This window comes from Symbiobacterium ostreiconchae (assembly GCF_055396975.1).
This window is the reverse complement of sequence record NZ_AP042454.1, coordinates 683,936-704,520: the sequence shown is the minus strand read 5'-3', so window position 1 is coordinate 704,520 and position 20,585 is coordinate 683,936. Positions and strand designations below refer to the sequence as shown.

The window sequence follows — 20,585 nt, the reverse complement described above, 5'->3', positions numbered from 1 at the left end:
AGCCCGCTACTCCAGCGCCTCCTGCTGGACCAGGCGCAGCACCTCCCCGGTGCGGGCGTCCAGGACCAGCCGGATGCGCTGGCCGGCCGGCAGTGCGGCCTCAAGGAGCCATGCCGGCCTCACCTCGGTCCCCCCGGGCCGTTCAACGGGATATTCCGCGACGAAGCTCGCCTGCCAGTCTGGCAGGCGGCTTTGTTCTCGGGCCAGGGCGATGGCGCCGGCACGGTCCAGCAGCCGGGGCTCGCCGGCAGGGAGGTGCGCGCGCCAGCCCCCCTGAAGCCAGGCGGCCATCCACGGGTTGTGCAGCCGCAGGTGCAGGCCGTCTCCCCGGCGCAGGATCACCTCCGCAGGAGAAGGCGGGCAGACGTAGCCCCTGCCGGCCTCCCCGGGGGGCTCGGCGCAGTTCCCCGCCGGATGCACGGCCAGCACCGGGCCGGTGCGCAGGGTGATGAGGAGCACGCCGCCTCCCGCAGACGGCGTGGCGGCGCCGGCCGCGAGGCGCGAGTCCGTCAGCCGGTCGAGGATCAGGGCGATCACCGGCCGGTGGTCGAGGTGCGCGGCGTACAGCGGCAGCGGCGCGGCGCCGGGTTCGACGGGCACGCTGAGGCTGAGCCTGAGGCCGGCCACCTGGGGCAGGGGCGGGATCCAGTCCCGGGGGATGGGCAGGCCGTCCGCCGGGGGCGGTGCCGCCGCGGAAGCTGTGTGCAGAACGGCCGCGAGCGCGGCGGCGAGGGCGGAAGCTCTCAGCCGCAGCCTCCGCCCCCTTCCCGTCTTAGTGCCGGCCACCGGTCTCCGGCCTCCCGGTCGGATGGGGCCGGTCAGGCGCAGCGGTGGCGCTGCGCAGATCCCCCTTCCGGGCCCTGCCCTGCTTGGCCTGGTCCTCCTGCTCGATCCAGACCAGCCCCTCCGCCGGGACTTCTGCCCTGCGGCCTCGCTCGGCTGCCTCGTTCAGATGGTGACCCGTCGCGTGGGTGCCGGTCACCGACGTACGCACCGCTTCGGGTTCCTGTCTGCGCCCCATATCCATCGCCCCCTCGCCCGGTAGTCTGCCCGGGCGGGCCTCCTTCCATGTCGCGCCGGCCGCGCGGCCGGCCCCGCTCCGTGCTGGCGCGCCGGGAAGGCTAACGGTACCATAGTGCTGAATCTGAATACGGAGGGAGAAAAAGCCATGGCAGTGGTGCAGCTGGCCAGGGGGCGCCACCGGCGCGTGCAGGCGGGGCACCCCTGGGTGTTCCAGGGCGATGTGGAGGAGGTCCGGGGCGAGTTTGCCCCGGGGGACGTGGTGACGGTGGTGGATTTTCGCGGCCGGCTGCTCGGCAAGGGCTACATCAACCCCGCCTCGCAGATCCTGGTGCGGATGCTGACCGCGCAGGACGAGCCGGTGGACCGGGCGTTCTTCCGTCGCCGGCTGGAACGGGCGTGGGCTTACCGGCAGCGGCTGCTGCCGGACACCGGCGCCTGCCGGGTGGTCTTCGGCGAGGCCGACTTCCTGCCGGGGCTCATCGTGGACAAGTTCGGCGACATCCTGGTGGTGCAGACCCTGGCGCTCGGGATCGACAGGTGGCTGCCGGATATTGTCGACATCCTGGACGAACTGCTGCGCCCCCGCGGGATCTACGAGCGGAACGACGTGCCCGTGCGCCGGCTGGAAGGGCTGGAGGAGCGGAAGGGCTTCCTGCGGGGCGAGTTCGACCCGAGGCTCACGATTGTCGAGAACGGGTTGGAGATTGAGGTGGATGTCGCGACGGGGCAGAAGACCGGCTACTTCCTGGACCAGCGGGAGAACCGGTTCGCGGTGCGCCGCTACGCGGCCGGCGGGCGCGTGCTCGACTGCTTCTGCAACGTCGGCGGCTTTGCCCTTAACGCCGCGGCCGCCGGGGCCCGTGAGGTCATCGCCATCGACGCGTCCGCCGAGGCGATCGCTGCGGCGGAGCAGAACGCCGCCCGCAACGGCCTGCGCGACCGGATCCGCTTCCAGGTCGGCAACGCCTTCGACATCCTCCGCCAGATGGAGGCGCAGAAGGCGCGGTTCGACGTGATCGTGCTGGACCCGCCCGCCTTCGCCAAGAGCAAGGCGGCCCTGGAGGGGGCGGTGCGGGGCTACAAGGAGATCAACCTGCGGGCCCTGCGGATGCTGGAGGAAGGCGGCTTCCTCGTGACCTGCTCCTGCTCCTACCACATGACGCCGGACCTGTTCCGGGCCGTGGTGGCCGATGCGGCCCTGGACGCGCGCCGCCGCCTGCGGCTGGTGGAGGAGCGGGCCCAGGCCGTCGATCACCCCATCGTGGTCGGCTACGACGAGAGCCACTACCTGAAGTGCCACATTTACGAAGTGATCTGATCTCCGGGCCGGCCGTTCCCGCGGCGGCTTCGCGAACGTCAAACAAGGTCAGAAGAGGTCTCCGAAAGGGCATCCCTGGGAAAACTGCGTAGAGGCTCGCATTTCGTGACAAGTGGCACTTGCCCGGCCGCCGGCCATTGGGTAGAGTGGAAGGTGGAAAGGTCAAACAAGGTCAGGGGGTGTGCGCCCGATGGCCAACTTGGCCGACAAGATCGAACGCTACCTGAAGGAGCACCTGAGCAGGACGGAGATCCTGGAGGTGCGGCGGGCCATGCTGGCCGCCCTGTTTGACTGCGCGCCTTCGCAGATCAACTACGTGCTGACCACCCGGTTCACCCCGGAGCGGGGGTACCTGGTGGAGAGCCGCCGCGGAGGCGGGGGGTACATCCGTATCATCCGCCTGAACATCAAGAACCTCGAGGACCTGCAGGATCTCATTGAGCGGCAGATCGGCGATGCGGTGAGCCAGAATGAGGCCCTTCACATCATCGGGCGGCTGCAGGAGGAGGGGCTGATCGATAACCGCGAGGCGGCCATGATGGAGGCGGCCATGCGGCGGGAGGTCCTGGGGCTGGAGCTGCCGTACCGGGATGCGTTGCGGGCCAGTCTGCTGAAGGCGATGCTCACGGCAATCCTGCGCTTCTGAGGAGGTCAGGGCCCATGCGGTGCGAGCGATGCGGCCAGCGGGAGGCCACGGTCCACCAGACCGTGGTCACCAACGGCCAGAAACAGGAGTCCCACCTGTGCGTGGAGTGCGCCCGCGAAGTGGGCGCCATACCGGGGTTCTCCTTTCCGAATCTCTCCATGCAGCAGCTGCTCAGCTCCTTCCTGGGGCAGACGCTGCCCGGCGGGGGCGGCAAGCCGCAGCTGAAAGCCGAGCCGACGTGCCGGCACTGCGGCATGACGTACAGCCAGTTCGCCCAGAGCGGCCTGCTGGGCTGCCCCCGGTGCTATCAGGAGATGGAGCAGCAGCTGATGCCGCTGATCAAACGCATTCAGGGCAACGCAGCACACAGCGGCAAGGTGCCCAAGCGCACCGGCGGCCTGGCCCGGAAGCGGCGCGACCTGAAGATGCTGCGGGCGCAGCTGGCCACCGCCGTGCAGAGTGAGCGCTACGAAGAGGCCGCCCGGATCCGCGACCAGATCCGGGCCCTGGAAGCGGAGCTCGCGGCAGGGGGTGAAAGCGGTGGGGTGGAATGAGCTGGTTTCCCGCCCGTCGAGCCGGTGGATGGAAGGGACGGGACCGCATGCTGACGTGGTGCTCTCCTCCCGGATCCGGCTGGCCCGCAACCTGGACGACCTGCCCTTCCCGCAGCGGATGAGCGAGGCCGACACGGAGCGGCTGCTCCAGGCGGCGGAGGCCGGCGTCCGCGAGATCAACCTGGTGGGCTTCCCGTCCAAGGTCGAGCTGTACCGGCTGGCCGACACCACGCCGCTGGACCGGCAGATCCTGGTCGAGAAGCACCTGATCAGCCCGCAGCAGTCCAAGGAGGTCATGGCCAAGGCCGTGGCCATCTCGGACGATGAATCCATCTCCATCATGGTGAACGAGGAGGACCACCTGCGGATTCAGGTGCTCGCCCCCGGGCTGCAGCTGCAGGAGGCCTGGCGGGTGGCGTCGCAGGTGGACGACGCGCTGGAGCAGCGCCTGCAGTATGCGTTCGACGAGCAGCTGGGGTACCTGACGGCCTGCCCGACCAACGTGGGCACGGGCCTCCGGGCCTCGGTGATGATGCACCTGCCGGCGCTGGTGCTGACGCAGCAGGCCGGGCGGCTGTTCCACAACCTCTCGCAGCTGGGGCTGGTGGTCCGGGGCCTCTACGGCGAGGGGACCGAGGCGGCCGGGCAGATCTTCCAGATCTCGAACCAGACCTCGCTCGGCAAGGCCGAGGAGGAGATCATCGCCAACCTGGAAGCCATCGCGCGGACGGTCATCAGCACGGAGGAGCAGGCCCGGCGGCATCTCTTCGGTGAGATGCGGCTGCAGATCGAGGACCGGGTCTCCCGGGCGTACGGCATCCTCACCAACGCCCGCATGATCACCTCGGAGGAGGCGATGCGGCTGCTGTCGGACGTGCGCCTGGGCATCGCCCTGGGGGTCGTCCCGCCGATCGACTACCGCATCCTGAACGAACTGCTGGTGGCGATGCAGCCGGCCTTCCTGCAGCGTCAGGCCGGCCGGGAGCTGAACCCGCTGGAGCGCGACGTGAAGCGGGCGGCGCTCATCCGGGCCCGGCTGGCGCGCTGACCACGTTCAGATTCCGGCGAGGCCGACGCCTCGCCTGTGGCTCCGGAATACACAGAGGATAGGGGGTAAGTCGAGCATGTTCAGCCGCTATACGGAACGGGCGCAGCGGGTGATTGTGCTGGCCCAGGACGAGGCTCGGCGTTTGAACTACGATTATGTCGGCACGGAACATCTGCTGCTCGGATTGATCCGCGAGGGCGAGGGCATCGCCGCGAAGGCGCTCCAGTCGCTGGGGATTCAGCTGGAGCAGGTGCGGGCCGAGGTCGAGAAGATGATCGGCAAGGGCTCCGCCTCCTCCCGGGGCGAGATCGGCTTCACGCCCCGGGCCAAGAAGGTGATGGTGGAGCTGGCCATTGAGGAGGCGCGGCTGCTGGGGCACAACTACGTGGGCACGGAGCACATCCTGCTCGGCCTCATCCGGGAGGGCGAGGGCGTCGCCGCCCAGGTGCTCCAGAACCTGGGCGCGGACCTGGAGCGGGTGCGCAACCAGGTGATCCACCTGCTCGGCGGGGTGCCCCATCCGCCCTCGGGTTCGGCCGCGCCCGGATCGGCGAAGGTGAAGGGGCCCAAGACCAACACCTCGACGCTGGACCAGTTCGGCCGCGACCTGAACCAGATGGCGCGCGACGGCAAATTGGATCCGGTGATCGGCCGGGAGAAGGAGATCGAGCGGGTCATCCAGATCCTCTCCCGCCGCACCAAGAACAACCCGGTGCTGATCGGCGAGCCCGGCGTGGGCAAGACCGCCATCGCCGAGGGCCTGGCCCAGCGCATCGCGGACGGCCGGGTGCCCGAGATCCTGAAGGACAAGCGGGTCGTGGCGCTGGACCTTGCGTCCCTGGTCGCCGGTTCCAAGTACCGGGGTGAGTTTGAGGAGCGGCTGAAGAAGGTGATGGAGGAGATCCGCAACGCCGGCAACGTCATCCTCTTCATCGACGAGCTGCACACCATCATCGGCGCCGGCGCCGCGGAGGGCGCGATCGACGCATCCAACATCCTGAAGCCGGCCCTGGCGCGCGGCGAGCTGCAGGCCATCGGCGCGACGACCATCGACGAGTACCGCAAGCACGTGGAGAAGGACGCGGCCCTGGAGCGCCGGTTCCAGCCGGTCATGGTCGAGGAGCCCAGCCCGGAGGACGCCATCCTGATCCTCAAGGGGCTGCGGGACCGGTACGAGGCCCATCACCGGGTCGAGATCACCGACGCCGCGATCGAGGCCGCGGTGCGGCTCTCCGACCGGTACGTCACCGACCGCTATCTGCCGGACAAGGCCGTCGACCTGATCGACGAGGCCGCCTCCCGGGTGCGGCTCTCTACCTTCGTGGCGCCGCCGGACCTGAAGGAGCTGGAGGATAAGCTGGAGGAGGTCCGCAAGGAGAAGGAGGCCGCCGTCCAGGGGCAGGAGTTCGAGAAGGCGGCCCGCCTGCGGGACAAGGAGACCAAGCTGAAGGAAGAGCTGGAGCGGCAGAAGAACGAGTGGCAGCAGAAGAAGGTCACCGCCAAGTCGGTCGTGACGGAGGACGACATCGCCCACATCGTCTCCCAGTGGACGGGCATCCCCGCCACGAAGCTGACCATGGACGAGTCGCAGCGGCTGCTCAACCTGGAGAAGCTGCTGCACGAGAAGGTGGTGGGCCAGGACGAGGCGGTCGCGGCCGTGGCCCGGGCCATCCGCCGTGCCCGTTCCGGCCTGAAGGATCCCAAGCGGCCCATCGGCTCCTTTATCTTCCTGGGTCCCACCGGCACCGGCAAGACCCACCTGGCCAGGGCCCTGGCCGAGGCGCTGTTCGGCGACGAGGACGCGATGATCCGCATCGACATGTCGGAGTATATGGAGCGGCACACCACCTCCCGACTGGTGGGCGCCCCGCCCGGATACGTGGGGTACGAGGAGGGCGGCCAGCTGACCGAGGCCGTGCGGCGCCGGCCCTACTCCGTGGTGCTGCTGGATGAGATCGAGAAGGCCCACCCCGAGGTCTTCAACATCCTGCTGCAGGTGCTGGAGGACGGCCGGCTGACCGAGGCCAAGGGCCGCACCGTGGACTTCCGCAACACGGTGATCATCATGACCTCCAACGCCGGCGCACAGGTCATCCGCGGCGACAAGCAGCTGGGCTTCACCGTCCAGGAGGACGAGAAGGAGCAGTACGAGCGGATGAAGAGCCGGGTGATGGACGAGGTGAAGCGGCTCTTTCGGCCGGAGTTCCTCAACCGGCTGGACGAGATCATCATCTTCCACAGCCTGAACAAGGATCACCTGAAGCAGATCGTCCACCTGGAGGTCAGGAAGGTCGCCGACCGGCTGAAGGAGCAGGGCGTCGACCTGACGATCTCGGATGCCGCCCTGCAGGTGCTGGTCACCGAGGGATACGACGAGAAGTACGGCGCCCGTCCGCTCCGCCGGGCCATCCAGCGGCTGCTGGAGGATCCGCTCTCCGAGGAGATGCTCCGCAAGCCTTTCAAGTACGGCGAGCAGGTACACGTGGACACGGACGAAAACGGCAAGATCGTCTTCCGGCGCACCGAGCCCTCCGCCGAGTCGGTGGGCGCGGGCAGCGGCCAGGCGACGCAGGGATAGCACAGGCGCAGGCCCGTCACAGGGACCGGCCACCCCGCAGCGGGCGGCCGATCCCTGAATTTTCTCACGAAGGGGATCTGGCGCTCAATGGCCAAGTAACTAGCAACTATCCTTAAAGGAGGCGTATCCGTTGTGTCGTTGAATCGTCTTCTGGCAGGGAGGTGGGGCGTGATCCTCACCGGCATCGTGGTCGGAATCCTTGCGCCCGTCTTGGTGAAGCTGGGCAACCCCGGCAACATGGGGGTCTGCGTCGCCTGCTTCACCCGCGACATCGCGGGGGCTCTGGGGCTGCACCGGGCTGCGGCCGTGCAGTACATCCGGCCGGAGATCATCGGCATGGTGCTGGGTGCGACCATCGCCGCGCTGAGCGGCGGCGAGTGGCGCGCCCGGGGCGGTTCCTCGCCGCTGGTGCGGTACATCATGGGCATCATCGCCGCCATCGGCGCCCTGGTCTTCCTGGGCTGTCCGTGGCGGGCCTTCCTGCGCATCGGCGGCGGCGACTGGAACGCCATCGTGGGCGTTCTCGGCTTCGCCGCGGGCATCTGGGCGGCCACCTTCTTCCTGCGCCGGGGCTACAGCCTGGGCAAGAGCAGGCCCATGGCGCCGGTGGTCGGCTGGATCATGCCGGCGGCCATGGTTGGGCTGCTGGTGCTCCTGCTGGCGGCGCCGCTGTTCGGGCGGGACGCAGAGGGCAACCCGGTCGGTCCGATCTTCTTCAGCGCCAGCGGCCCGGGTTCGCAGCACGCCGCCTGGTGGATCTCCCTCCTGGCCGCGCTGGTCATCGGCTTCCTGGGCCAGCGGAGCCGCTTCTGCTCGGTGGGGGCATTTCGAAATCTGTTCATGATCCGTGACACGAAGCTGTTCATGGGCGTCGTCGCCCTGATCGTTACCGCCGCCGTGACCAACCTGGCGCTCGGGCAGTTCAACCCCGGGTTTGCGGGCCAGCCCATCGCGCACACCGACGGGCTCTGGAACTTCATGGGCATGCTGCTCTCCGGCCTGGCCTTCGCGCTGGGCGGCGGCTGCCCGGGCCGGCAGCTCTTCCTCTCGGGCGAGGGTGACACGGACGCGGCGGTCTTCACCTTCGGCCTGCTGACCGGCGCCGCCATGGCGCACAACTTCAACCTGGCCAGCTCAGCCTCGGGTCCTTCGCCGTACGGGCCGGCGGCCGTGATCATCGGGCTGGTGGTCGTGGTCATCCTGGGCTTCACCATGCGGGACGTCGCGGCGGGTGAAGACCAGTCCCGGTCGGCGGCATGATGGCCGACCTGATCTACCTGGACAACGCCGCCACCTCGTGGCCGAAGCCGGAGGCGGTGGCCCGGGCGATGGCCGCGTGCCTGGAGGAGGAGGCCGGCAACCCCGGCCGCTCCGGGCACCGGCTCTCGCTCGCCGCCGGCCGGCGGGTCTTTGCGGTGCGGGAAGCGGTGGCGGAGCTCTTCGGGGCGCCCGATCCCCTGCGGGTGATCTTCACCCACAACGGCACCATGGCCGTCAACCTGGCCCTGGGCGGTCTGCTCTCCCCCGGCGACCGGGTGGTCTGCACGGGCATGGAGCACAACGCGGTCATGCGTCCGCTGCGGGACCTGGAAGAGCTGGGAATCGAGGTGGTGGTCGCCCCGTGCGATCCGGAGGGCCTGCTGGACCTGGAGGCCTTCTCCCGGCTGGTGGAAGCCGCCCCGACCCGGATGGTGGCCCTGAACCACGCCAGCAACGTGACCGGCACGCTCTGCCCGGTGGTCGAGGCCGCTGAGATCGCGCACCGTGCCGGCGCGCTGGTGCTGGTGGACGCGGCCCAGAGCGCGGGCAGCGTGCCCATCGACATGGCGGCCCTGGGCATCGACCTGCTGGCCTTCACTGGCCACAAGGGGCTCCTGGGCCCCACCGGAACCGGCGGCCTCATCCTCGGCGAACGGGTGAACGCGGCGGAGATGAAGCCCCTGGTGCGCGGCGGCACGGGCTCCCGCTCGGCCTCGGAACGGCAGCCGCCGGATCTGCCCGACCGGTTCGAGGCCGGCACCGTCAACTTCGTCGGGATCGCCGGGCTGGGGGCCGGGCTGGAGGCCCTGGCGGCGATGGGCGGCCCCGCCGGGGTCGGCCGGCACGAGCGGGACCTGGCCCGGCGGCTGTGGGAAGGGCTGTCAGAGATACCGGGGGTGCGGCTCTACGGCCCGGCTGACTTCACCCAGCGGGTCGGGGTGGTCTCGTTCACCATCGAAGGGCGGACGGTGTCGGAGGTGGGCGGACGGCTGGACGACGAGTTCGGCATTCTCGCCCGCGTCGGCCTGCACTGCGCCCCAACGGCCCACCGGACCATCGGCACGTTCCCCGGGGGAACGGTGCGGCTGTCGCCCGGCCCGTTCAACACGCCGGAGCAGATCGACCGCACGATCGCCGCCGTCCGGCGGATCGCCGAAGGGGCGTGACGGGCGTGGAATATGGCGTGGTGCTTTTCCACACGACCTCGATGGCCCTGAAGGCCGAAAAGCAGCTGAAGGCGGTGGGGATGGCCGTGAGGCTCATCCCCACCCCTCGCCAGTTCTCCAGCGACTGCGGCTTCGCCCTGCGTTTTCCGTGGACGGAGCGCGAGCGGGTGGAGGCGCTGCTCCGGGAGGGCGGCGTGGAGACGGCCGGGCTGCATCCGCTTTGAGCGCTTCCGGTCAGCGGTGGCCGGTAACCGGACAAGCGTGAAGTTTCCTCTTGACGAGCGCGCCGGGAGCGGCTAGAATGAGCTTCAATCAGAAACAGCGATGAAAGAGTAAAGTAGGCGGATGGAAGGCCATGCAGGGAGGCGGCGCCGCAGACTGGAAGCGCCGCTATGGCGGTCCCCGCTGAAGTTCACTCTGGAGCTGCCAGCTGAACGGCCGCAGCGCCCTGCGGCCCAGTAGGCCCGGCCGGTTCTCCCCCCGTTACGAGGGAGCGGTGTCGAAGAGGCGTGCTCTTCCGCACCTGGCAACGAGCGGGCCGCCGCCTGGCGGCTCAGAAGGGTGGTACCACGGGAGCGGTGCTCTCGTCCCTTACCGGGGCGGGAGCCTTTTTCATTACGGTGAAGGAGGCGGATGAGCGTGGTCGAAGGTCTGACTGCTGAGACGAAGCGGGAGGTGGCCGGTCGGTTTGCAGGCCTGCGGCTGGGCTCAGGCCGCCCGGTGATCATCGCGGGGCCGTGCAGCGTGGAGAGCGAGGAACAGATTGTGGCCGCCGCCAGGGCGGTGAAGGCCGCGGGCGCCACGGCCCTCCGGGGAGGCGCGTTCAAGCCCCGCACATCCCCGCGCTCGTTCCAGGGGCTGGGGGAGGAAGGGCTGCGGCTGCTGGCCGTCGCCCGCGCGGAGACCGGGCTTCCGGTGGTGACTGAGGTCATGGACACCGCCCACATCGACCTGGTGGCCGAGTACGCCGACGTGCTGCAGGTCGGCTCGCGCAATATGCAGAACTTCGCTCTGCTGAAGCAGGTGGGGCGCGCAGGCAAGCCCGTGATGCTGAAGCGGGGGCTCAGCGCCACGCTGGAGGAGTGGCTGTCCGCGGCGGAATACATCCTGGAATCGGGCAACGACCAGGTGATCCTCTGCGAGCGGGGCATCCGGACGTTTGAGACGTCCACCCGCAACACCCTGGACCTGAGCACGGCGATTCTGGCCAAGCAGCGTTCGGGGCTGCCGGTGATCGTCGACCCCAGCCACGCGGCGGGCCGGCGGGACCTGATCCCCGCGCTTTCCCGCGCCGCCCTCGCAGCCGGGGCGGACGGGCTGATGATCGAGGTGCACCCGGATCCCGACCGGGCGCTGTCGGACGCCCAGCAGCAGCTGACCTTCGAGGCGTTCCGCAGGCTGATGGCGGAACTGGAGCTGCTCCCGCCCGCGGCCCTGGAGGACATCGGAGACTGCCGGGCGGAGATCGACCGGCTGGACCGGCGCATCCTGGAGCTCCTGCTGCGCCGCATGGCGATGGTGCGGCAGGTGGGCCGGCTGAAGCGGGCCGCGGGGCTGCCCGTCCTGCAGGAGGACCGGGAGCAGGCGCTCATCGACCGGCTGGTCGGCCTGGCCGGGGGCGAGCTGTCCGGCGCCGACGTCGAGGAGATCTGGCAGGCGATCCTCGCCGTCTCCCGGCGGGAGCAGCAGGCCCTGCAGGCCTGAGCTGCGCAGGGCGGGGGCGGCGGGCCCCATGCAGGAGGGCGCGGCCTCCTTCCAGAAAGAAGACCGGACTGAGGAAGACGAGGAGGACCCGTACAGTGGCCAAGTCCAGGAGCGCCTTCTTCTGCCAGGAGTGCGGCTATGAGGCGCCGCGGTGGATGGGGCGGTGCCCCGGTTGCGGCACGTGGAACAGCATGGTGGAGGAGCCGGCCGCCCGTTCGGGCGGCCGCGGCCTGCTCTCCCCCGAGGCCGGGGCCGGAGGGCCGCCCGTGGCGATCGGCGACGTGGAGACGGCGGACGCGCCCCGGCTGGCGACGGGGATCGACGAGCTGGACCGGGTGCTCGGCGGCGGCATCGTGCCCGGTTCCTTTGTCCTGGTGGGCGGCGACCCGGGCATCGGAAAGTCGACGATCCTGCTGCAGCTGGCCGCCCGGGTGGCCGGGCAGCACGGCCCCGTGCTCTACGTCTCGGGCGAGGAGTCCGCCCGGCAGATCCGCCTGCGGGCCGACCGTCTGGGCACGCTGCACCCGCGCCTTCTGGTCCTGGCCGAGACCAACCTGGAGGCCATCGCGCACCACGCCGCGCAGCTGGCCCCCCGGCTGCTCATCGTCGACTCCATCCAGACGGTCTTCCGGCCCGACCTGCCTTCCGCGCCGGGTTCCGTCAGCCAGGTGCGGGAATGCGCCGCCCAGCTGCTCCGGGTGGCGAAGGGGCAGAACATCGCGGTCTTCACCGTCGGCCACGTCACGAAGGAGGGGGCCCTGGCCGGCCCGCGGGTGCTGGAGCACATCGTCGACACCGTCCTCTACTTCGAGGGGGACCGGCACGCCAGCTTCCGCATCCTGAGGGCGGTGAAGAACCGCTTCGGGTCGACCAACGAGATCGGCATCTTCGAGATGCGGGACACGGGGCTGGCGCCCGTGGACAACGCCTCGCAGCTCTTCCTCTCGGAGCGGCCGCTGGGGGTGGCGGGCTCGGTGGTGCTCCCGGCGATGGAAGGAACCCGGCCGCTCCTGGTGGAGGTGCAGGCCCTGGTCAGTTCGTCCACTTTCGTGACGCCGCGCCGGACCGCGGAGGGCATCGACCTGAACCGGCTGCAGCTGATCATCGCCGTCCTGGAGAAGCGGGTGGGCCTGCTCCTGGGCAGCCATGACGCTTACGTCAAGGTGGCCGGCGGGGTGCGGCTGGCGGAGCCGGCCATCGACCTGGCGCTGGCCGTGGCCCTGGCCTCCAGCTTCCGCGACCAGCCCCCCGACCCGCGCACGGTCGTCGTGGGCGAGGTGGGGCTGGCCGGGGAGGTGCGCGCCGTGTCCCGCATCGATCAGCGGATCCGGGAGGCCGAGAAGATGGGTTTCGACCGCATGGTATTACCGCAGGCCAACCTCCGTAGCCTAAGCATGAAGACCGATCTGGAACTGGTTGGGGTGGAGACGGTCATGGAAGGGCTTGAGGCGGCGCTGAGCCGCTGATCCGGGCCCGGAGGAGGGTGCGGGTCATGGAGGACAGAAGCGGCTTCTGCCACGTGCTGCAGCAGCTCGCACCCGGCACCGCGCTGCGGGAGGGGCTGGAGTCCATCCTGCTGGCCCGGACCGGATCGCTGATCGTCGTAGGCGACTCCCCGGAGGTTCTGGCGCTGGTGGACGGCGGGTTCCGGCTGGAATGCGAGTTCACGCCCACACGGCTGTACGAGCTGGCCAAGATGGACGGGGCGATCATCCTCACCCGGGACGCGCGGCGCATCCTCTACGCCAACGCCATGCTGGTGCCCGACCCGTCCATTCCCACCAGCGAAACCGGTACCCGCCACCGCACGGCGGAGCGGGTGGCCCGGCAGACCGGCGAGCTGGTGATCTCCATCTCCCAGCGGCGGGATCTGATCACGCTCTACAAGGGGCCGGTGAAGTACATCCTGCGGGACTTCCCGGTGATTCTGGCCAAGGCGAACCAGGCCCTTCAAACCCTCGAAAAGTACAAGCTGGTCCGTGACCAGGCCGTGGCCCGGCTCTCCGCCCTGGAGCTGGATGACATGGTCAGCGTGCTGGACGTGGCGCTGGTGGTGCAGCGCACGGAGATGCTGCTGCGGATCGGGGCGGAGATCGAGCGCTACATCGTCGAACTGGGCACCGAGGGCCGGCTGGTGGCGATGCAGCTGGAGGAGCTGCTCGCCGGGGTCGAGGCGGAGGGGATCCTCATCCTCCGCGACTACGCCAGCACCGACGATGCGGGCCACGCGGCGGCGCTGCACCAGCAGATGGCCGCCTGGTCCTTTGACGAACTGCAGGATCTGACGGCCATCGCCCGCCTCCTGGGGATCGGTGCCCTGGACGGCCCGGTCGCGGCCCGGGGCTACCGGATGCTCCGGCGCATTCCCCGACTGCCGGCGGCCGTCATCGAGAACCTGGTCGCCCGGTTCGGGAAGCTGCAGCGGGTGCTCAGCGCCTCACTGGAGGAGCTGGACGACGTGGAGGGCATCGGCGAGGTGCGGGCGCGCGCGATTCAGGAAGGGCTGCGCCGGCTGCGGGCGCAGTATGCCCTGGAGCGGCAGCCCTGAGGACGAAAAAAGCCCGAGCCGCTTCGGCTCGGGTCTCTTTTCCTCATCCCGGGTTCCTGCCGGATCAGTCGGCGAAGTGGTAAAGCCCCAGGGCGGTGAGCTTCTTGTGCTCTTTCAGCAGGACGTCGTACAGGTTCAGGTCGAGCACGTTGCACAGTGCGGCGAGGTAGAAGAGGTTGTTGCCGATCTCCGCTTCGATGACCTCGCGGCAGTGGTCGCAGAGCTTGCCGGTCAGATGCTCCATGGCATGATCCCGCATCTGTTCCAGCGTCGCATCGGCGGGGTACCGCTGCTTGGTCCCGTGAATCTCCACACAGCCGCAGGACGTCACCGACTTCGTGAGCGCCCGGTTCACCCGGGCGTTGGACTCCTGGTATTTGGCCATGATGTCCAGCACGCTGCGGTGGCGGATAAGGGACTCGCTCACCGTTTCCTGAAACTGATCGCACAGCAGGTCTTTCATCCAAGACTCACCTCTCAGTCCCGTCGCGGGTCAGGGGTGCGCAGAAAGAGCGAAGCCGGTGGATGGTTCCTGACTTGGTTCTATTGTAGCAGAGGGGCACGACAGGGACAAACGGCACCATCTGGAAAACTGTGGAATACCCGGTGGGCAACAATGCATGAGGGCGGAGGGGCTGGCCTCCGCCCTCGCTTTGGTGGAGCTAAGGGGACTCGAACCCCCGACCTCGTGAGTGCGATTCACGCGCTCTCCCAACTGAGCTATAGCCCCGTTGCACACTTCTCATTGTAGGTTCGATGCACGGGGGCGTCAAGCCACATCCGCACATCTCCGCGCCGGAGATCGCTGTCTGACAATTCCTGTGTGTGTCGACATATGCAAACTACTTATCATATAATTAAACTTTTCTTGACAAAGGTTGTGCGCGTCTGGTAAGCTCAGCACAGGCGGAGGTTTCCCTCACGTGCGGGGTGCGGGAGCTGGCGGGGGTGATGCGGTGTTTCGGGTGGGCGACAAGGTGGTCTACCCCATGCACGGCGCCGGCATTATCGAGGCGATTGAGGAGCGCGAAGTGCTGGGGGAGCGCAAGCGCTATTATGTCGTGCGCCTGCCGGTTTCCGACATGCAGGTGCTGGTGCCCTGCGACAGCCCGCAGAGCACAGGGCTGCGCCAGGTCATGTCCGAGCAGGTCTTCCAGCAGGTGCTGGAGGTGCTGAGGTCCCGCACCACTCAGACGGTGAAAAACTGGAACCACCGCTACCGCATGAACCTGGAGAAGATCCGCAGCGGCGACATCTTCGCCCTGGCCGAGGTCGTTCGCACGCTCACGCAGAGGGACCGGGAGAAGGGTCTCTCCACCGGGGAGCGCAAGATGCTGGACAACGCCCGGCAGATCCTGCTGTCCGAGATCGTGTTGATCAGAGGTCTTGAGCTGGAACAGGCCAGCTCGCTCCTGGATCGCGTTCTCGCCCAGTGAGGTGGCGCCGGACGTCCGGCGCCCCTTTCTTGACGTGCGCAGGGCAGCCGGCGAACCTGCGCCCTTTCTCGTTCGTCACATAATCAGGGGGGCGGCGCTGTCGGGACTCACGCCCTCCCAATCTGCAGAAGGGGGTGAATGGTGTTGAGAAAGAACCTGCGGATCGTGCTGACCGTTGCAGGCGTCCTGAGCGGTTTCGGTTCCACGTTTCTCTGGAGAGAGAGCGTCGCCCTGCTGCTCTCGGTTCCGGAGCACTGGGGGTTCACGCTGCTCTTCTTCGCCGTCGGCAGTGTGGTTGGCGGTCTGGTGGGCTTCGGACTCTATCCATTCGTGACCTGGCTCGAAGGACGGTTGGCCCGTACTGCATTCATAGACATCATTCTTGGTTTTGTTGGACTCATAAGCGGGCTGTTGATTGCGGCCCTCCTCAGCGTCTTCACGGGCAAGATTCCGCTGTTCGGCGGCGTGATCTCGGTTCTGAGCGCGGTGATCTTCGGCTACCTGGGGATGACGGTGACCACGCGCAAGCGGGATGAGGTCGGCGAGGCCCTGGCCTCGGTCTTCACCCGCTCCGGAAAAAAGGAGCAGGCGGCCTCCGCCCAGGCGGGCAAGACCCAGGAGTACCGGGGGATCAGCCGGCCCAAGATCCTCGACACCTCGGTCATCATCGACGGCCGCATTGCGGACATCGTCGCGGCCGGCTTCCTGGAGGGGCCGCTCATCGTCCCCGCCGTCGTGCTGGAGGAGCTGCGCCACATCGCGGACTCGCCGGACATGCTCAAGCGCAACCGCGGCCGCCGCGGCCTCGACATCCTGAACGAGATCCAGAAGCAGCCGGGCTCCGACGTGCGCATCTACGAGGGCGAGATCGACGCGGCCGAGGTGGACATCAAGCTGCTGAAGCTGGCCAAGATGCTGGGCGGCGTGGTGGTCACCAACGACTTCAACCTGAACAAGGTCGCGGGGCTGCAGGGCGTCCGGGTGCTCAACATCAACGAGCTGGCCAATGCGCTGAAGCCGATCGTCCTGCCGGGGGAGGACATGACCGTGTCCGTGGTGAAGGACGGCAAGGAGCCGGGCCAGGGCGTGGGCTACCTGGACGACGGCACGATGATCGTGGTGGACGGCGGCAAGCGCTACATCGGGGAGACGATCGACGTCCTGGTGACGTCCGTCATCCAGACCGCGGCCGGCCGCATGATCTTCGCCAAGCCCAAGATGAGCGTGGAGAAGGTGGCGCCGTGAGCATTCAGTCAGGCGGGCTGCAGGTCCCCGTCAGCGTCATCATCCCTGCAGCCGGCTCGGGCAGGCGGATGGGGGGAGGAACTGCCAAGCAGTTCCTCCCCCTGCGCGGCGAGCCGGTGCTGGTGCGCACCGTCGGGCTGTTCAGCCGGTGCCCGCTGGTGGATGAGATCATCATCGCCGCCCGGGACGTCGACGGGACCCGGGAGCTGGTGGGCCGCATGCCCAAGGTGACCCGCATCGTACAGGGCGGCGCGGAGCGGCAGGACTCGGTGTGGGCCGCGCTTCAGGCGGTGCACTCCCGCCCCCGCATCGTGGCGGTGCACGACGCCGCCCGCCCCCTGCTCAGCCCGGATGTGCTGGAGGGCGTCCTGCAGGCCGCCGCCGTCCATCCGGCGCAGGTGGTGGCGGTTCCCGTCCAGGACACCATCAAGCAGGTGGGGCCGGACGGCGTGGTGGCGGCCACCCCCGACCGGTCGACGCTCTGGGCGGTGCAGACCCCGCAGGTCTTCTGGGCCGACGTGCTGGTGCGGGCCTTCCGCCAGGCAGCGGCGGACGGCTTCGTCGGCACGGACGACGCGTCCCTGGTGGAGCGCATCGGCGTGCCCGTCCGGGTCCACCGGGGTGACCCGACCAACATCAAGCTGACCACACCCGCAGACTTCCGGGTGGCGGAGGCGCTCCTGGAGGGGGAGGGCTGAACATGCTGATCGGTTTTGGCTACGACGTGCACCGGCTGGTTCCCGGCAGGCCGCTGATCCTGGGCGGCGTGGAGATCCCCAGCAAGCGGGGGCTGGAGGGCCACTCCGATGCAGACGTGGTGCTGCACGCGCTGATGGACGCGCTGCTGGGCGCCGCGGGCCTGGGCGACATCGGCCAGCACTTCCCCCCGACCGACCCCCGCTACGAGGGCGCGGATTCCCTGGAGCTGCTCCGCCGGGTCGTGGAGCTGCTGGCCGGGGAGGGGTACCGGCCTGTGAACTGCGACATCACGGTGGTGGCCGAGCGGCCGAAGATCGGTCCATACGTGGACGGGATGCGGGCGCGCATCAGCGCGGTGCTCGGGGTGGCACCGCGCCGGGTCAGCATCAAGGCCACCACCAACGAGCAGATGGGGTTCGTCGGCCGGGAGGAGGGGATCGCCGCCTACGCGGTGGCCCTCATCGCCGAACGGTGATGTGCGCGCCCGGCTTGACATCCGGGACGCTCGCCCGTAAAATCAGAGAAAATGTAAAGGCAGCGAACGGGAGAAGTACCTGCGGGAGCCTGTACAGAGAGCCACCGCCCAGGCTGCAAGCGGAGGTCAGGTGAACGCAGCGAAAATGCGCCCGGGAGCCGGGGTCCGAACGGGCGCGGCCTGGTGCCGCGACCGCTAGGCGCCCACGGAAGGCCACCGTTATCCGGCACAGGGTGTGCTGGCACCCGATCGAGCGGGGCGCGCGTTCTTCTGGCGCCCAATCAGAGTGGAACCGCGGGTCATGCCCGCCTCTGGCCGACAGAGGCGGGCATTTCCGTTGCGGAGGGGGAGGGAGCGAGATGTTCAGGCGGCTTCGTCGGGATATCCAGGTAGTCTTCGAGCGGGATCCGGCTGCGCGTTCGGTGCTGGAGGTCCTGCTCTGCTATCCGGGTCTGAAGGCGATCTGGGCCCACCGGGTGGCGCACTGGCTGTGGCAGCGGAACTTCAAGCTCCTGGCCCGTGTGATCTCCCAGATTGCCCGGTTCTTCACCCAGATCGAGATTCACCCCGGCGCCAAGATCGGGGAGGGGGTCTTCATCGACCACGGCTGCGGCGTCGTGATCGGCGAGACCGCGGAGGTCGGCAACAACGTGACCATCTACCAGGGCGTCACCCTGGGCGGCACCGGGAAGGAGAAGGGGAAGCGGCACCCGACCATCGAAGACAACGTGGTGATCGGCACCGGCGCCCGGATCCTGGGTTCGTTCCGGGTGGGGGCGAACAGCCGCATCGGCGCCGGCGCCGTGGTGCTGCGGGAGGTTCCCCCCAACTCCACCGTGGTCGGCAACCCGGGCCGGGTCGTGGTCCAGAACGGCGTGCGCACCGACCAGCTGGACATGATCCACATGCCCGACCCGGTGGCGAACATGTTCGACCAGCTGCAGCGGCAGATCGACAAGCTGAGCCAGCGCATCGAGCGGCTGGAGGAAGAGAACCGTGCGCTGCGCAGACTACAGGAGGGTTTGGCCCATGGGCATCCGCATCTACAATGACCTGACCAGGAGGAAGGAGGACTTCGTCCCCCTCGAACCGGGCAAGGTCCGCTTCTACAACTGCGGCCCGACCGTCTACGACTACTTCCACATCGGCAACGCCCGTAACTTCGTCGTGTTCGACACCGTCCGGCGGTATCTGGAATACCGGGGGTATGAGGTCACCTTTGTCCAGAACTTCACCGACATCGACGACCGCATGATCAAGCGGGCCCGGGAACGGGGCATCAGCGTGGCGGAGCTGGCCGAGGAGATGATCCAGGCCTATTTTGCGGATGCGGGGGCCTTGGGTGTGCGTCGGGCGGACGTCCACCCCCGGGCCACCGAGCTCATCGAGGACCAGATCGCCATGATTCAGCAACTGATCGACAAGGGCCACGCCTACGTGGTCGACGGCGGCGACGTGTATTTTCGGGTTACGTCAAAATCCGACTATGGCAAGCTGTCGCACAAGAATCTGGAGGAACTTGTCGCGGGGGCGTCGGAGCGGGTCGATCCGGACGACCGCAAGGAGCACCCCTTCGACTTTGCGCTCTGGAAGGGCCAGAAGCCCGGGGAACCCGCCTGGCCGGCTCCGTGGGGCGCAGGCCGCCCCGGCTGGCACATCGAGTGCTCGGCGATGGCCCGGAAGTACCTGGGCGACACGATCGACATCCACGCCGGCGGGGAGGACCTGACCTTTCCGCACCACGAGAACGAGATCGCCCAGTCGGAGTCGGTCACGGGCAAGCCGTTTGCGCGGTACTGGATGCACAACGCCCACCTGATGATCGACGGCGCCAAGATGTCCAAGTCGCTGGGCAACTTCTTCACCGTGCGGGACATCCTGAAGCGCTACGACGGCGAGGTCATCCGCATGTTCCTGCTGTCGGCCCACTACCGGACCCAGCTCTCCTTCAGCGACCAGCTGGTGGAGGAGACCAAGCGCGCCCTGGAGCGGCTCTACAACACGGTCACGAACCTGGAGCACCTGGCCCGCACCGCGCCCCGCGCGACGTTGACCCCGGAGGAGGAGGCGCTGCTGGGCGAGCTCTCCCAGGCACGAGACCGCTTCATCGAGGCCATGGATGACGACTTCAACACGGCGGAGGGGCTGGCCGTCATCTTTGAGCTGAGCCGGGAGCTCAACAGCAAGGTCCGGCCGGGCGCTTCTGCGGCCCTGGCCGAGGGCGGTCTGGCCTTGCTCCGGGAACTGGCCGGGGTGCTGGGGCTCCTGCAGCGGCAGGCCGCGCCGGATGAGCTGGATGCCGAGATCGAGGCCCTGATTGCCGCCCGGCAGGAGGCCCGCAAGGCGCGCAACTTCGCCGAGGCCGACCGGATCCGCGACCAGCTCAAGGCCATGGGCATCATCCTCGAGGACACCCCGCAGGGCGTGCGGTGGCGGCGCGCATGAGGCTGGCCAACCCGCTCACCCTTCCGCCGCTGACCCTGGCCTATCTCGGCGACGCCCTGTACGAGGCCTTCGTGCGGGAGCGGCTGCTGGAGCTGGGGTACGTGAAGGTCAACGACCTGCACCGGCACGCCCTGCGCTACGTGCAGGCGACCGCCCAGGCAGCCATCCTGAACCACCTGATGCCGGCGCTCAGCGAGCAGGAGCAGGACGTGGTGCGCCGGGGGCGCAACGCCAAGGGGCACGCGGCCCCCAAGTCCGCGGATCCGGCGGCGTACGCCGCCTCCACCGGCTTCGAGGCGCTGCTGGGCTACCTGCACCTGGCCGGGCACGAGCAGCGGCTGGCCGAGCTGCTCCGGGCGGCCGCCGCCTTCGTGGAGAGCGGCCTGTAATCCCGAACCGCGCCGGAGAGGAACCGGGCGCCCCGGGGCGGAACTACTAGG

21 protein-coding genes and 1 tRNA gene are annotated in these 20,585 nt (G+C 68.7%); 18 read left to right on the top strand and 4 right to left on the bottom strand.

Going from position 1 to position 20,585, the window contains the following annotated elements; translation table 11 throughout:
* Positions 1 to 6: 6 nt before the first annotated feature.
* Both ACZ5UM_RS03475 and ACZ5UM_RS03470 read right to left on the bottom strand, forming a co-directional pair.
* Positions 7 to 786 carry a PepSY domain-containing protein gene (locus tag ACZ5UM_RS03475; protein WP_464846974.1) on the bottom strand — a complete coding sequence of 260 codons (780 nt, stop codon included), beginning with the start codon at positions 784 to 786 and terminating at the stop codon, positions 7 to 9.
* The gene (locus tag ACZ5UM_RS03470) at positions 773 to 1,021 is read right to left on the bottom strand and encodes a hypothetical protein (protein WP_464846973.1); all 249 of its coding nucleotides are present in this window, start codon (positions 1,019 to 1,021) and stop codon (positions 773 to 775) included. The genes ACZ5UM_RS03475 and ACZ5UM_RS03470 overlap by 14 nt, the downstream gene beginning before the upstream one ends.
* 147 nt (positions 1,022 to 1,168) lie before the next feature.
* On the opposite strand from ACZ5UM_RS03470, the gene ACZ5UM_RS03465 reads away from it, so the two are divergent.
* The 11 genes from ACZ5UM_RS03465 to disA all read left to right on the top strand — a co-directional run bounded on the left by ACZ5UM_RS03465 (position 1,169) and on the right by disA (position 13,845).
* Positions 1,169 to 2,341: a class I SAM-dependent rRNA methyltransferase gene (locus ACZ5UM_RS03465; protein WP_464846972.1), complete on the top strand. Its 1,173-nt coding sequence runs from the start codon at positions 1,169 to 1,171 to the stop codon at positions 2,339 to 2,341.
* Between the two features lie 190 nt (positions 2,342 to 2,531).
* On the top strand, positions 2,532 to 2,987 hold the full coding sequence (locus ACZ5UM_RS03460) for a CtsR family transcriptional regulator (RefSeq protein WP_464846971.1): 456 nt from the start codon (positions 2,532 to 2,534) through the stop codon (positions 2,985 to 2,987).
* A gap of 14 nt (positions 2,988 to 3,001) precedes the next feature.
* A complete protein-coding gene (locus ACZ5UM_RS03455; RefSeq protein ID WP_464846970.1) occupies positions 3,002 to 3,541 on the top strand; it encodes a UvrB/UvrC motif-containing protein in 540 nt (179 codons plus the stop codon).
* A complete protein-coding gene (locus ACZ5UM_RS03450; protein ID WP_464846969.1) occupies positions 3,528 to 4,589 on the top strand; it encodes a protein arginine kinase in 1,062 nt (353 codons plus the stop codon). The genes ACZ5UM_RS03455 and ACZ5UM_RS03450 overlap by 14 nt, the downstream gene beginning before the upstream one ends.
* A gap of 76 nt (positions 4,590 to 4,665) precedes the next feature.
* Positions 4,666 to 7,167 carry an ATP-dependent Clp protease ATP-binding subunit gene (locus ACZ5UM_RS03445; protein ID WP_464846968.1) on the top strand — a complete coding sequence of 834 codons (2,502 nt, stop codon included), beginning with the start codon at positions 4,666 to 4,668 and terminating at the stop codon, positions 7,165 to 7,167.
* Positions 7,168 to 7,299: 132 nt separating this feature from the next.
* Complete coding sequence (gene yedE, locus ACZ5UM_RS03440; RefSeq protein ID WP_464846967.1) at positions 7,300 to 8,427, top strand: YedE family putative selenium transporter; 1,128 nt, start codon at positions 7,300 to 7,302, stop codon at positions 8,425 to 8,427.
* Complete coding sequence (locus ACZ5UM_RS03435) at positions 8,427 to 9,593, top strand: aminotransferase class V-fold PLP-dependent enzyme (protein WP_464846966.1); 1,167 nt, start codon at positions 8,427 to 8,429, stop codon at positions 9,591 to 9,593. Before yedE ends, ACZ5UM_RS03435 begins: the two co-directional genes overlap by 1 nt.
* A gap of 5 nt (positions 9,594 to 9,598) precedes the next feature.
* Positions 9,599 to 9,817: a putative Se/S carrier protein gene (locus ACZ5UM_RS03430; RefSeq protein WP_464846965.1), complete on the top strand. Its 219-nt coding sequence runs from the start codon at positions 9,599 to 9,601 to the stop codon at positions 9,815 to 9,817.
* A 409-nt stretch (positions 9,818 to 10,226) separates the two neighbouring features.
* A complete protein-coding gene (locus ACZ5UM_RS03425; RefSeq protein ID WP_464846964.1) occupies positions 10,227 to 11,297 on the top strand; it encodes a bifunctional 3-deoxy-7-phosphoheptulonate synthase/chorismate mutase in 1,071 nt (356 codons plus the stop codon).
* Between the two features lie 95 nt (positions 11,298 to 11,392).
* Complete coding sequence (gene radA, locus ACZ5UM_RS03420; protein WP_464846963.1) at positions 11,393 to 12,763, top strand: DNA repair protein RadA; 1,371 nt, start codon at positions 11,393 to 11,395, stop codon at positions 12,761 to 12,763.
* A 26-nt stretch (positions 12,764 to 12,789) separates the two neighbouring features.
* The gene (gene disA, locus ACZ5UM_RS03415) at positions 12,790 to 13,845 is read left to right on the top strand and encodes a DNA integrity scanning diadenylate cyclase DisA (protein ID WP_464846962.1); all 1,056 of its coding nucleotides are present in this window, start codon (positions 12,790 to 12,792) and stop codon (positions 13,843 to 13,845) included.
* A gap of 64 nt (positions 13,846 to 13,909) precedes the next feature.
* On the opposite strand, the gene ACZ5UM_RS03410 is transcribed toward disA, so the two are convergent.
* Entirely contained in the window at positions 13,910 to 14,308 is a 399-nt protein-coding gene (locus tag ACZ5UM_RS03410) for a nucleoside triphosphate pyrophosphohydrolase family protein (protein WP_464846961.1), read from the bottom strand.
* A 191-nt stretch (positions 14,309 to 14,499) separates the two neighbouring features.
* A tRNA-Ala gene (locus ACZ5UM_RS03405) sits at positions 14,500 to 14,575 on the bottom strand.
* A 226-nt stretch (positions 14,576 to 14,801) separates the two neighbouring features.
* On the opposite strand from ACZ5UM_RS03405, the gene ACZ5UM_RS03400 reads away from it, so the two are divergent.
* The 7 genes from ACZ5UM_RS03400 (at position 14,802) to ACZ5UM_RS03370 (ending at position 20,534) form a co-directional block, all read left to right on the top strand.
* Positions 14,802 to 15,281, top strand: a complete 480-nt coding sequence (locus ACZ5UM_RS03400) for a CarD family transcriptional regulator (RefSeq protein WP_464846960.1) — start codon at positions 14,802 to 14,804, stop codon at positions 15,279 to 15,281.
* Between the two features lie 138 nt (positions 15,282 to 15,419).
* On the top strand, positions 15,420 to 16,526 hold the full coding sequence (locus ACZ5UM_RS03395) for a PIN/TRAM domain-containing protein (protein WP_464846959.1): 1,107 nt from the start codon (positions 15,420 to 15,422) through the stop codon (positions 16,524 to 16,526).
* Positions 16,523 to 17,224, top strand: coding sequence for a 2-C-methyl-D-erythritol 4-phosphate cytidylyltransferase (gene ispD / locus ACZ5UM_RS03390; RefSeq protein ID WP_464846958.1), 702 nt, complete (start codon positions 16,523 to 16,525; stop codon positions 17,222 to 17,224). Before ACZ5UM_RS03395 ends, ispD begins: the two co-directional genes overlap by 4 nt.
* Positions 17,225 to 17,226: 2 nt before the next feature.
* Positions 17,227 to 17,700 (top strand): 2-C-methyl-D-erythritol 2,4-cyclodiphosphate synthase, encoded by a 474-nt coding sequence (ispF, locus tag ACZ5UM_RS03385; RefSeq protein WP_273381849.1) that lies wholly within the window; start codon positions 17,227 to 17,229, stop codon positions 17,698 to 17,700.
* A gap of 359 nt (positions 17,701 to 18,059) precedes the next feature.
* Positions 18,060 to 18,752: a serine O-acetyltransferase gene (gene cysE / locus ACZ5UM_RS03380; RefSeq protein WP_464846957.1), complete on the top strand. Its 693-nt coding sequence runs from the start codon at positions 18,060 to 18,062 to the stop codon at positions 18,750 to 18,752.
* Positions 18,730 to 20,145 (top strand): cysteine--tRNA ligase, encoded by a 1,416-nt coding sequence (gene cysS / locus ACZ5UM_RS03375; protein ID WP_464846956.1) that lies wholly within the window; start codon positions 18,730 to 18,732, stop codon positions 20,143 to 20,145. Before cysE ends, cysS begins: the two co-directional genes overlap by 23 nt.
* Positions 20,142 to 20,534, top strand: a complete 393-nt coding sequence (locus ACZ5UM_RS03370) for a Mini-ribonuclease 3 (RefSeq protein WP_464846955.1) — start codon at positions 20,142 to 20,144, stop codon at positions 20,532 to 20,534. Before cysS ends, ACZ5UM_RS03370 begins: the two co-directional genes overlap by 4 nt.
* Positions 20,535 to 20,585 lie beyond the last annotated feature (51 nt).

What these genes read in the sequence shown, in the direction of transcription:
- ACZ5UM_RS03470 (WP_464846973.1), bottom strand. Translation starts at nt 1,021, where the DNA reads ATGGGGCGCAGACAGGAACCCGAAGCGGTGCGTACGTCGGTGACCGGC.
- ACZ5UM_RS03465 (WP_464846972.1), top strand. Translation starts at nt 1,169, where the DNA reads ATGGCAGTGGTGCAGCTGGCCAGGGGGCGCCACCGGCGCGTGCAGGCG.
- ACZ5UM_RS03460 (WP_464846971.1), top strand. Translation starts at nt 2,532, where the DNA reads ATGGCCAACTTGGCCGACAAGATCGAACGCTACCTGAAGGAGCACCTG.
- ACZ5UM_RS03455 (WP_464846970.1), top strand. Translation starts at nt 3,002, where the DNA reads ATGCGGTGCGAGCGATGCGGCCAGCGGGAGGCCACGGTCCACCAGACC.
- ACZ5UM_RS03445 (WP_464846968.1), top strand. Translation starts at nt 4,666, where the DNA reads ATGTTCAGCCGCTATACGGAACGGGCGCAGCGGGTGATTGTGCTGGCC.
- ACZ5UM_RS03435 (WP_464846966.1), top strand. Translation starts at nt 8,427, where the DNA reads ATGGCCGACCTGATCTACCTGGACAACGCCGCCACCTCGTGGCCGAAG.
- ACZ5UM_RS03425 (WP_464846964.1), top strand. Translation starts at nt 10,227, where the DNA reads ATGAGCGTGGTCGAAGGTCTGACTGCTGAGACGAAGCGGGAGGTGGCC.
- disA (WP_464846962.1), top strand. Translation starts at nt 12,790, where the DNA reads ATGGAGGACAGAAGCGGCTTCTGCCACGTGCTGCAGCAGCTCGCACCC.
- ACZ5UM_RS03410 (WP_464846961.1), bottom strand. Translation starts at nt 14,308, where the DNA reads ATGAAAGACCTGCTGTGCGATCAGTTTCAGGAAACGGTGAGCGAGTCC.
- ACZ5UM_RS03395 (WP_464846959.1), top strand. Translation starts at nt 15,420, where the DNA reads ATGGTGTTGAGAAAGAACCTGCGGATCGTGCTGACCGTTGCAGGCGTC.
- ispF (WP_273381849.1), top strand. Translation starts at nt 17,227, where the DNA reads ATGCTGATCGGTTTTGGCTACGACGTGCACCGGCTGGTTCCCGGCAGG.
- cysE (WP_464846957.1), top strand. Translation starts at nt 18,060, where the DNA reads ATGTTCAGGCGGCTTCGTCGGGATATCCAGGTAGTCTTCGAGCGGGAT.
- cysS (WP_464846956.1), top strand. Translation starts at nt 18,730, where the DNA reads ATGGGCATCCGCATCTACAATGACCTGACCAGGAGGAAGGAGGACTTC.
- ACZ5UM_RS03370 (WP_464846955.1), top strand. Translation starts at nt 20,142, where the DNA reads ATGAGGCTGGCCAACCCGCTCACCCTTCCGCCGCTGACCCTGGCCTAT.